We start from the raw sequence: 9,867 nt of genomic DNA, 5'->3' as shown, positions 1-9,867 counted from the left end.
GACGGGCTGGTTGGCAACAAAAGCGCGCTGGGGGACTGCAAGCATGACTGAACTCCGATAATAAGGAGTCAATCAGCTTGGACACTGTCCAGCGACGGCGATAGATGCTGGCCTCCGGGCATTTACGGTATATGAGGTTGCAAACTTCTTGGCGCGAAGCACAGTAGCTTCCTAGGCTCATCATCTTGAGTGCCCCTTAAAGACTATGTTGGTGCTATGTGTGAGTAGTCCCTGGTAAAGATGATTGTGTGAGAAGGTTGTGTAGACAAGTTTTGCAGCAGGTTGGGAACCACTGAACATTTGCGTTTACTAATATAGTGCTTCACCAAAGGCCAGTCGCGTCCCGGATTGGCCCCCTTCAACCTCATGCGCGAGGCAATCATGCAAGTACTTAACACACTGGAAATTGATCAAGTAGCAGGTGGAACCAATCGCGAAGCGATGCAGAGCCATGTAACGGAAACACTAAAGGGAATAGGTCAGCGGTCAGATTTAACCCCTGAGCAGAAGCTGCAAGCATTGCAAGAAGTCATGCAAGGCGTCTTGCGGCAACCATGTCAAAACAATGTTGCTACTGTCCCTGCAGCAATTTAAAAAGCAGTTAGTTTTAGACTTATACCTTAGAGGCACATAAATCTTGAGTCGATAACTCGTAAACTAAGCCATATGAAGCATTTGGATTAATAGGGTTTCGATGTATGTGTTCATCGTATCTTTCAAGCGCCGACGTTATCGTCGGCTTTTTTTGTAATGTTGGGTTATACACTGCAGCTCCATTATTTCACTACTCCAGGACTTTACGAATCACCGTGGGCAGTGTACTCGCTTATTCAAGCAATTAGAAAAAGACAGCGCACTCTAAGGTGCGCTGAAATAGTTGGTATTACAGTTAGGGACTGGAAATATAGATCAGCTTTTTTGCAGTGCAAGTATCTAGCTAAAAATTTTGATCATTAATGCTATTGGCTCTCTTTGTTTACCATTACGCTGTTACTACAGCCATATGTTTTGAGTTTTCATCTTGTGGGTATGTTTTCCTGCCACTCTTTCAACTGTCGGATACGGTCTTGCGTTCTTTGCAATAGACACTCGACCTGAGCATGTTTACGCTGTCATTCAGACTCATTGATTACATACCAAGCTTCACACTCGCTATCACGAAAACGTATCCACTGTCGTTGTGTATCGATAAATTCTGCCTTGAAGGTAGGGAAGTCAAGACCATCCTCTTTGGGATGAGGTATCTTTTTAAGACCAGCTCATACATTTTGTTGAGTTGATTGTTGATTCGCTGATACTTGATATCCAGGCGATACATGGAACAGTAGTTTGTTGCATCACTTTCCGGGCATTCCTTTGCCTGAGTGACTAAGGACGATGCTAAAGCAATAGCAACAGGTAGGGGCAAGTGATGGTACTCGGCTACAGCTGAAAGTTAGATTTGAAGCGGACATTACAGCGTTGTAAATGACAGATTTATATGGGGTAAGGGAAATTCCTATCATGCCCCTTGCGGCCCAGTATCTTTGCCGGTGATGTTGATATTGCTCTACTCTAAGACAGAGTATATCAACCCTAATCGGGACAATAGGCCCATTGAGTCTACTAATCACTGTACCTACACTTTCTCTCCGTCAGTAGAGCCCTATTGGCCCTGTTTAATGGAGAGAGAAGCAATGCAAGGATTGGATAACGTTGAGCTTGAGCAGATATCTGGCGGTGCGGTAGAGTCATTTGCAATTATATCGGAAGAGCCGAACTCGCTGACCCTCCCACCTTTTAGGACTAGGAAGCCATACATGTTCAAGCTATGGGAATAAATCGTGACTTGAATGATTTTATTGGTGAGTATTAAGCACCACTCAATACATTGAATTAAGTCGGTGCTGTGAGGCAGGCGCCGTTTCCTGCCTCAATCTTGGAAACCGCTTACGACTTTACTGTGCATACAAAAGTACATTCCGATTTCTGTATTGCACCCTGCTTTCGGCTGCTTGTGGCAGGTCGTAAATAGGCTTTCAGCTGTCTGCCATCTAACTCCCAGCAATTCTATTGTGCGCGCTCATGCCAAATGGGTTATTCGGGCTACATGCTAATGCACTTTATCCCTGCGACGAAAACGGGTCCATATACGATATAAGTTGGGACGTTGAGTATAAAATGGCAGGTATTAGATTTGTACTTTCCTCCTGGCTCTCTTGCTTTGCTAAAAAGACATACTTAGAGAAATTGCCAAAATAAATCAATGAAGAAATGCTGCCGCTCTTTTAGATTGTTGGATCTTTATTTCTATCATAATTAATATCAAAGTAATTATTTTAGACGGTTATGCTGAGAAATTGATACATGTTATAGCAAGTAATTTGGATTGGGTGGAATTGCAAATTGATGAAGTTGTGGAACCAATATAAGTCAGGCTTTGCTAATATTGTGTTTCATCCGGTAGCCAGTCGACCTATCGGCTGACTTCATTTAATCTCAAGTGAGAGGCGATTATGCAAGTGCTCAACACTGTGGAAATAGATTATGTAGCTGGCGGTATGGGTTCTGAAGATTTAATGGGATCTAGTGCGGCCATAGATGGGAAGGCAATGGCTGAGTCAGAAATTTTAAAGGCTTTAGAAACATTACGGGCCCTATTAATGGCTAAGCGTAATCAACAGAACACTCAAACCATTTCTCGGGTTTGAAGACCAAAAGATAGAAGGTTAGTGCTTTTTATTTTTTAACCTGGATATTTGTTGATCGTCTATAGCTTGATTTTCTTGTTTCGCTTGTGAAGTTCAGTGCCGAATTATCTAAATGTTACCCTTTTGGGGTTCAATTAACTTTATTTGAGGAGTGGTTATTCATATGCTTAGCACCATGGAAATCGAGCAAGTAGTAGGTGGAGTTTCGGTTACCTATAGTGAGCCACCATATGGTAGTACTACCTACGCAACCCAGTCGGCTGATCAGAAAGAGTCAACGACAGTGATTTGCCGGTCGAATGAGAGTGTCGGAATAGCAACTTTTGAAGTTGAGCATCAATAATTTAGCTTATCACTTTAAGTAACTTACTTATAAATACGCAGGCGATGGAATAAGCGTTTCATTGCCTGCTTTTATTTCTATTTTAGAGTATGTTGCTTAACTCTGCTCAGACGAAGCCGCATAAATGCAAGGAAAAGATTTAATACGTTGGGTGTGGAATCGTTTAGGGTCGCGTATCACTAATACTACGCTTCACATGTAAGTCAACTAAACTTGGGTTGGTTAGTTCAACTTTACACAAGAAATGACTATGCAATTTATTGAAAATGGGGAACTCGGTCAGATATTTGGCGGGGTGAATTTTCATTCCTTGAAAGTAGCTTCGCTATCAAGCAGGCAAAGGGTTGAAAAGGCGAACTCGCAAAGAAGGTGGAAATCGTTGTGGGAATGGAAATTAATTCACTCCCTTCAGTCCGAACAGTAAGCGGTACTTTATTGCAACATAAAGCAGGTTAGGCAGGGGCGAATTAGTAATGCTTTGCTTGGTTTTTGTTCCTGAATCAAAGCAACCATTAGTGCGGGTACATCATTCGTATAATTCATGTATGGCTATCTGTATCAGTTCAATTAATATCCTATGCAAGAAATAACTGCCGTAGATATGGTATTCGGTGATATGGCTAATCCGCGTTTTGAGTGGATGATGGCCAAATCATCAAAAGGTAAGCAACAGGCAGCACTTATGGCAGTAAAGTTACGAATAGCGCGGTTGATTTGGTTCTAGTAATAAAAGTGGCCAGGCGCGTAGCGCCCAGACCCGCATGATTATGCTGGATTTATGACAGAGAACTTGGCATAAGCTCGGGCTAGCTTATCGTCGTAATGGTTTTTTTGGTAGGCCGGGCCGTTGTACAGACGGGCAAACATAGCCCAATTCTTTGCCTGTAAAGCTGCCATTGCTTTAGGGTCTGCCAGAAGATAGGCAACAAATGCATCCAACTGGTTGAATTCGTTTTCAGCCATCAGATTGGCGAACTCGGTAGCGGAGGGATAACCCAATCTTCGCCAGTGATAGCCCATGATTTGGAACCTGCCCCAACTGCATGCGCCGATAGCGCAATCTTTGTCGATTGTCTTGGCTTGTGCCAAGCGTTCATGCTCACGCTCGCCACCAAGGTAACCACCCGGCATCGGGTTGACCAATTGTGGGTATTGCTGCGCCAAAGCATCAGCATCTTTGCCTACTTGCTTAAGTAAGCGATACATGACATGGCGCTCGTAAAGGATTTTGGGTTGTCCATCAAGCAGAAACCCTGTCCCTTGGCTTTCCACCTCGTTAATGGCTTGTACTATGGCAACCGGTACCCCCAACATGGCCGCTGCGCGCTGTATATCTGCTTGGGAGAGGTTCCGCGTTTTTGTGGTTAATGCTTCAGGCATCATCATGCTTCCTTAAAAATCGGGTAATCGGGTGTTGTTGGTGAGATTTGCCGGAGCCGAACAAGTCGGCGAGATTACCGCGGGTTGCGCAGACAGCCAGTGCAAGCACACAGGCAGTGGCAAAGCTGCTGATATCGATTGATACAGGCTCGCCATGTAGCACACGTAAGGGGACTGAGCCGGTGGCGACGACCAACACATAGACAAGCCATGCGACTCGGGGGGAATACTGCTCTTTGGTACGGCGAAAACCCAGTAGCCGTATTGCGATAACGCCACATAGCAGGGCATAGACCCAAACAAAGTAAGTCATTCTTCGCCCTTTTTTGGATTGCGCAGTTTATTAAGAAGCTCCAATGGGTTGCCTGACTCGCTGATCAGCCATAGCAACAACTTTACAGAGACAGCAGCGGTGATCAGTGCGCCTACACTGGGCGTAACGGTGATATGTGACGGAAGCAACCATACGAGCAGGCTTGTGCCAGTTGATGCCCCGGCTATGCCAGCAAGCAAGGCCACGGCAAAGTAGCCAATCTTGCATAGGTTGGTTATATCTTTGGCGCTGAGTACAAAAACCACGGCACCGGCAAAGGCACCTATCACAATGCCGGTATTGCTGTCAGGGAACAGTCCGATCAATGTAGCAGCCATCAGATTGGCATCGGCAGTTGTCCCGGTAGTGGCGGTAACGGGTTCGGCCATATTGAACAGTTCCATAGTGAGGTAAGGGCAAGCACAGAGGAAGGCACCGTATTGGGCAATTCAATTGGGTGTCCTCTTTACCTATCTGATCAGACGAAGCAGTGGCTATTGTGTGAAGTAGCGAATTCTTTGGACGGTCAACTATACAGCCGGTTCCGCACTGGTACTGGCTTTCACTGTAGTTAGAGTGCTAACGACGGGGTTGAGGTAGTGAGAGGTTGCGCTGGGGAATTTGGCCAAATACGGATTTGCCGGTACAGCTGCGGTCAGTGGCTACGCTGCGTTCAGAACTTGCTGTAATGGATAGGGCGAAGCCGATGAAAACAGCACAAGTGGCGTTGAACTATTGAAAATAAGAAAACACTAATTTTTATGGTTATCGGAGCCAGTAGCTAACTACAGGCTAAATGCAAACGCGAGTACGAGGCAACTATGCAAGAACTTAACAGTATGGATATCAAGCGAGTGTCGGGTGGAACGCAAACGTCAATCTTCAGTAACCTACTTGAACTTTGCCCGCTTGATCGTCCTTGCGCTAGAGGCAATATGAATGCTGAGTTCTTGCTATTTAAGCTAAATGAACAGCTCAAAAGACAGTAGGCTTTCTCAAGAATCTAAGTGAGGTAGAACGCTTCAGATTCCAGTCTCTTCAGTTCCCATTTTTCAATTTAGCGGGCCAGTTTTCTGCCCCGTTTTTTTTTGCTGTAGGTCCCAACGTCTTTACAATTAGGTACTAGTTATCTTTGCCGTGTTTTCCCCATGTTTTCAACAAAATTCGACATTTTTTTCGAATATTACAATTAAATATTTCATGGATGGTTAATCTAAAGGTCATCTAACGAAAGTGCTCTTATTTACATGTTTTAGAGCGAACTATTTCCGGGTGTTGACGGTAATAGCGGAGTAGCTTAGGTACAAAGCTAGGTCTGGATCTCTGTTTGCTTGGCGACTGTCATCGCTATATGACCGGTACCACTGTTATTGCTATCCAGAAATGAAAGCAAAAATAGATAGGAGGAAATACCCATGCGAGATCAAATAATGGTGCGGTTCGATGCCAAGGACGAAGATGGCAATTGCTACGACGTAGTCAAGATCACCACGATTACGGGTGGTAAGTCATTGAGTGGGTGTATGAGTACCTTACCGGGTCGCGATCGTTATGAATTGCTCACGGGTGAATCGCTAACACCTATTTCCACGAGTCAGCTTGAAGTGGTGGCGATAGGAAAAGTCATTACACGTATCAGAAGATCATTTGAGCCCTGTTAATCTGTAAGGGTGTATTGAATAAGAATACGGGGCAGCATGACTGCCCCTTTTTCATTTCTGTTCAGAATGGCCGGTAAGCAATGGACAAAAAGAAAGCACACAGATACGTGTGCTTTAACTAGGTTGGCGAATACTGATCGGACACGAAATATAGTTCAGGATTTACTGAATGCAATTTCTTTTTCGGGCGCGACTACCGCTATTTTCGTGGCTACCCAGTTTTCTGTTTCTGATGACAAGAAAAATAAGATTATTCAGCAGCGCTGTCTCGGAAGCTGGCGATGGCGGTTTCAAGTTGCAGGCGATGTTCAGCATCTGTAAAGCAATCGTCTGGTAGCAACTGTATTAAGCGAGCCAATATGCTTGCAAAGCGGTAATGCTGGTCTTTGCTGATTGTTTCAACGATTTCAGCCACCGTATCAGGACCAACCCACACTTGCTCGACCAGATCGACCACGATAGTCAGAAAGCTTTCACCGTTGAATGCGGGTATGTCCAGTGCTTGGGCAGATTGGTCGCAATGTGCCTGTAATCCTAGTATCCGTAACAACTGGTGCAAGTCGGCAATCACAGATGCAAGATGGCTACCAACAATGGGTTGTCCGCTGACAGAAAGATCAAAAGCCAATACCCGAATCATGGCGCGTAGTTTGCCGTCGCGGTTTTCCCTCTCGCCCAGCAGTGCCAGCCATTGCGAAAGCTTCTTATGAGACGCGGAAGTCCGATGATAGAGACGCTGTAGATCTTGGCGTAACGCTGGCGTAGTAACGCCAAACTCCAGCGCACCGAATAAGGACAGTACGAGTGTATCGTCGCTGGCCAGTTCGGCAAGCGCCGCCCTCATCCGTTTGCGCAATTGGGCAGAAGGCTTGCCATAAGCCAAGCCGGCTGCAAGGTGCAGGGCGTATTGCGCGGGATCGGTAGAGCGTTGTTGCAAGGCAAGTAGGGGATTGGGGCGGTCCGCCCAGTCCCCAAGGTTGTCCAGCACATCATCTAATGCTACAGGCCCGACTGCAGCCAGTTCGGCCACCAGCTTTTCAGCGACTACGCGACCACGCACACCATCGGCATTGCTGTTGTTTCGCCGAGCATCGCGCAATTTCCCACCCAAGGCGAAACTCAAATCCTCTTGGGTTTCGGAGATTGCATCGTTCTGGAAAGCGAGTAACTCGGACTGAGCAAGTTCTACGACCGACTCACCGTGTGTTGAGGTCGGCTGAACAAGACGTGGCGCCACTTCCTCCATGCTCTTAGGCGCGGTACTGGCAGTGAGTTGATCAATCCTAAGCATGTGCTACCTGCTTTGTATTCCCCGCCAGCTGCTCCAGGAGGAATTGCTGCTGGGCCGGCAAGTCTAGGTGAATACGCACCAGTCCGTTGTCCAGCCGTGCTTGGCCTGGAGAAAGCATCTCATCGGGTGACACCGTCACCATTGGGATGTCTGTAAATGCAGTACTGGTGCTGACTAAGGCAGAAGGGGCCACATGTAGGCTGACACGGCCATCAGGCAGTAGTTCCTGTACTTTGTGTTCTACCCGGCGTAGCAGCAGTTCGGTTTGATCTGCTTTGCCGAGAAGCTCGCCAAGCACCTTGGCCATCAAACTACGCCAGCGTGAAGCCAATTGCCGAGCAATGCGTTGCTCCAATACCTGCTCATGGCAAATCCACTCTACAGTATCGGCCACAGCCTTGTCGCAAGCCTGCTGTACCATTGCTGCAGATTCTTCCGCAGCCAGGGAATAGGCAATCTCACGAATTCGGGTTGCTTCCGCATGCGCTTGGGCAAGCACGGCCTGTGCGGCTTGTTTCAACCTGTCTGCTTCTGCATGAGCAGCCGCAAGCACTTCGGCACCCGCTAACTGAGGCGCCAAGGCATTTGCATGAATGATCGGGCCCAATGGGCGTGGGCCTGGGATCTTATGTAAGGTAAGTTGCAGAGGATTCATAGCCATTTCAACAATTTGCTAAGAACTGGCATTACCGGCGCGGCGGGGGCCAGTTGCATATCCGGTGGCGGCAACAACAGTCGGGCAGCTGCGACGGCATGATCGTCTGCATGTGAAATCCAGGCGGTACCAAGCGCGGCTGCTGCGGCGGGTAATGCTTCGGGCGGCAGGCTTGATGACATACGGGCATCGACCGGAAACAGCGCTTGTAACTGTGCTATCGCGGCATCGTCCAAAGTATCTTTCAGCGCTTGCCGATAGGTTCGTAAGAACAGGTATTCAGGGCATTGCAAGGCCCATAAGCCCAATGCCATGCCCAGCATTTTGAAACGGCCGACATCTTCCAGCAGAACCTGTGCTGTTGAAGTCAGCTTAGGTACTGGGCAGTGTTCATCGTGGCCCAAACGCAAGCCGATGAGCTTATTCAACGTTGAACCAATTGCCGGCTGGTTTTGATATGGGCTTCGCCAACTGTCCAGATTCAGATGAGTCCACCACCCTGGGTGCATCACACCGCAGGGTTGCCACCAAAGTGCATACAGACTTTGCAAGGCCGGGTTAATCATGCCGTTCTCGGTTTACGCGCACGCACCGCATAGATCATCAGCCCTAACGCCAACAGAAGTCCTGCACCTGCAGCTGCAAGCCAGGGCAGTCTAATAGACTGTTCTTCTTTGGCCGTGGCGCTCGGTGGCGTTTGATAGCGGAATTCAGCGCGTTGCAGGGTGACACTGATACGTTCGGGTGAAAGATTGGGTATGCCGTCGCGGATCAGATTGCGGATTTCTGCGGTACGAGCGGGCAGATTGACTTCGGGACTGTATTTGATGAACACAGCCGCAGAAGCGGTTGGCGCGTTCTGATCATCACGTGAGCGCGGCGGTTCGGCGACAGACACCTCGGCTCGGACCACTCCCTCCATGCTGTTAAGCATCTTTTCCAACTGCTGGCTCTTCAGGTAGAGCAACTTGGCGGCTTCCTGCTCAGGTGAGGAGACCAACTGTCCACTGGGGAAGAGGTCCTGTATCCCTACCGTCTTGCGACGAGGCAATCCATTCTGCCGTAAGACCTCTACAGCATCGACAAAGCGCGATTCATCAACGCGCAGTGTGACGCCATCCTTGGCTATTTGCTTGTCCGCTGGAATCTTGTGGTAGATCAGCAAAGCCATCATCTGATTGGCCTCGCCTTCATCCAGTTTGCTGTAAAGGTCGACATTACAACCAGCCAACAACAAGGGCAGCGCAAGCAGGAATAATTTCCATGCTGGCGTTTTCATGACATGTTCACCAATTTGTTTATGGCTTGCGTCAAAGCACCGACTGCTTTGGCTGTGAGGTCAGTACCGACAGCTATGTTCCCCAGCTGGCTTTGTGCTTTGAGCAGTTCGACGGGGTCTGTAGCCGCTACGCCTGGTTGCATCAAAGCAGCGAATTTAGCCTGCATGGTCTCATCCGGCGCTTGTACAGCTTCAGTGGGATTGATTGTGGGCAGCGCAGCTTGATGGATAGGATCGAGGTTCATGATTTGCTCC

Annotated in this window: 12 protein-coding genes; 3 read left to right on the top strand and 9 right to left on the bottom strand. The window is 47.8% G+C overall.

What is annotated here, in order from left to right; all coding sequences use genetic code 11:
• The first annotated feature begins 381 nt into the window (after nucleotides 1–381).
• A complete protein-coding gene (locus tag ACUHMQ_RS14975) occupies nucleotides 382–594 on the top strand; it encodes a hypothetical protein (protein WP_445296268.1) in 213 nt (70 codons plus the stop codon).
• 518 nt (nucleotides 595–1,112) lie between these two features.
• Here the strand turns inward: ACUHMQ_RS14975 and ACUHMQ_RS14970 are convergent.
• Entirely contained in the window at nucleotides 1,113–1,244 is a 132-nt protein-coding gene (locus ACUHMQ_RS14970; RefSeq protein WP_445296269.1) for a lysozyme inhibitor LprI family protein, read from the bottom strand.
• Between the two features lie 1,251 nt (nucleotides 1,245–2,495).
• Between ACUHMQ_RS14970 and ACUHMQ_RS14965 the strand changes: the two genes are divergently transcribed.
• Nucleotides 2,496–2,690 carry a hypothetical protein gene (locus tag ACUHMQ_RS14965; RefSeq protein WP_445296267.1) on the top strand — a complete coding sequence of 65 codons (195 nt, stop codon included), beginning with the start codon at nucleotides 2,496–2,498 and terminating at the stop codon, nucleotides 2,688–2,690.
• A 1,108-nt stretch (nucleotides 2,691–3,798) separates the two neighbouring features.
• Here ACUHMQ_RS14965 and ACUHMQ_RS14960 read toward each other — a convergent pair.
• The 3 genes from ACUHMQ_RS14960 to ACUHMQ_RS14950 are packed head-to-tail and all read right to left on the bottom strand — an operon-like array spanning nucleotide 3,799 to nucleotide 5,115.
• Nucleotides 3,799–4,413 (bottom strand): N-acetylmuramidase family protein, encoded by a 615-nt coding sequence (locus ACUHMQ_RS14960; RefSeq protein WP_445296266.1) that lies wholly within the window; start codon nucleotides 4,411–4,413, stop codon nucleotides 3,799–3,801.
• Complete coding sequence (locus ACUHMQ_RS14955; RefSeq protein WP_445296265.1) at nucleotides 4,406–4,726, bottom strand: phage holin family protein; 321 nt, start codon at nucleotides 4,724–4,726, stop codon at nucleotides 4,406–4,408. The genes ACUHMQ_RS14960 and ACUHMQ_RS14955 overlap by 8 nt, the downstream gene beginning before the upstream one ends.
• Nucleotides 4,723–5,115, bottom strand: a complete 393-nt coding sequence (locus tag ACUHMQ_RS14950; RefSeq protein WP_445296264.1) for a putative holin — start codon at nucleotides 5,113–5,115, stop codon at nucleotides 4,723–4,725. The genes ACUHMQ_RS14955 and ACUHMQ_RS14950 overlap by 4 nt, the downstream gene beginning before the upstream one ends.
• A 1,026-nt stretch (nucleotides 5,116–6,141) precedes the next feature.
• On the opposite strand from ACUHMQ_RS14950, the gene ACUHMQ_RS14945 reads away from it, so the two are divergent.
• Nucleotides 6,142–6,387 (top strand): hypothetical protein, encoded by a 246-nt coding sequence (locus ACUHMQ_RS14945; RefSeq protein WP_445296263.1) that lies wholly within the window; start codon nucleotides 6,142–6,144, stop codon nucleotides 6,385–6,387.
• Between the two features lie 250 nt (nucleotides 6,388–6,637).
• Here ACUHMQ_RS14945 and ACUHMQ_RS14940 read toward each other — a convergent pair whose 3' ends face one another.
• From ACUHMQ_RS14940 to sctI, 5 genes are read right to left on the bottom strand one after another with little or no spacing between them, the layout of a single operon-like run.
• Nucleotides 6,638–7,678, bottom strand: coding sequence for a TyeA family type III secretion system gatekeeper subunit (locus tag ACUHMQ_RS14940; protein ID WP_445296262.1), 1,041 nt, complete (start codon nucleotides 7,676–7,678; stop codon nucleotides 6,638–6,640).
• Nucleotides 7,671–8,339 (bottom strand): hypothetical protein, encoded by a 669-nt coding sequence (locus ACUHMQ_RS14935; protein WP_445296261.1) that lies wholly within the window; start codon nucleotides 8,337–8,339, stop codon nucleotides 7,671–7,673. Before ACUHMQ_RS14935 ends, ACUHMQ_RS14940 begins: the two co-directional genes overlap by 8 nt.
• On the bottom strand, nucleotides 8,330–8,899 hold the full coding sequence (locus ACUHMQ_RS14930; protein ID WP_445296260.1) for a type III secretion system domain-containing protein: 570 nt from the start codon (nucleotides 8,897–8,899) through the stop codon (nucleotides 8,330–8,332). Before ACUHMQ_RS14930 ends, ACUHMQ_RS14935 begins: the two co-directional genes overlap by 10 nt.
• Nucleotides 8,896–9,612: a type III secretion system inner membrane ring lipoprotein SctJ gene (gene sctJ / locus ACUHMQ_RS14925; protein WP_445296259.1), complete on the bottom strand. Its 717-nt coding sequence runs from the start codon at nucleotides 9,610–9,612 to the stop codon at nucleotides 8,896–8,898. Before sctJ ends, ACUHMQ_RS14930 begins: the two co-directional genes overlap by 4 nt.
• Nucleotides 9,609–9,857 (bottom strand): type III secretion system inner rod subunit SctI, encoded by a 249-nt coding sequence (gene sctI / locus ACUHMQ_RS14920; protein WP_445296258.1) that lies wholly within the window; start codon nucleotides 9,855–9,857, stop codon nucleotides 9,609–9,611. Before sctI ends, sctJ begins: the two co-directional genes overlap by 4 nt.
• Nucleotides 9,858–9,867: the final 10 nt, after the last annotated feature.

This window comes from Chitinimonas violaceus (assembly GCF_052601015.1).
The sequence above is the reverse complement of the archived record's forward strand: the minus strand, read 5'-3'. Positions and strand labels throughout refer to the sequence as shown.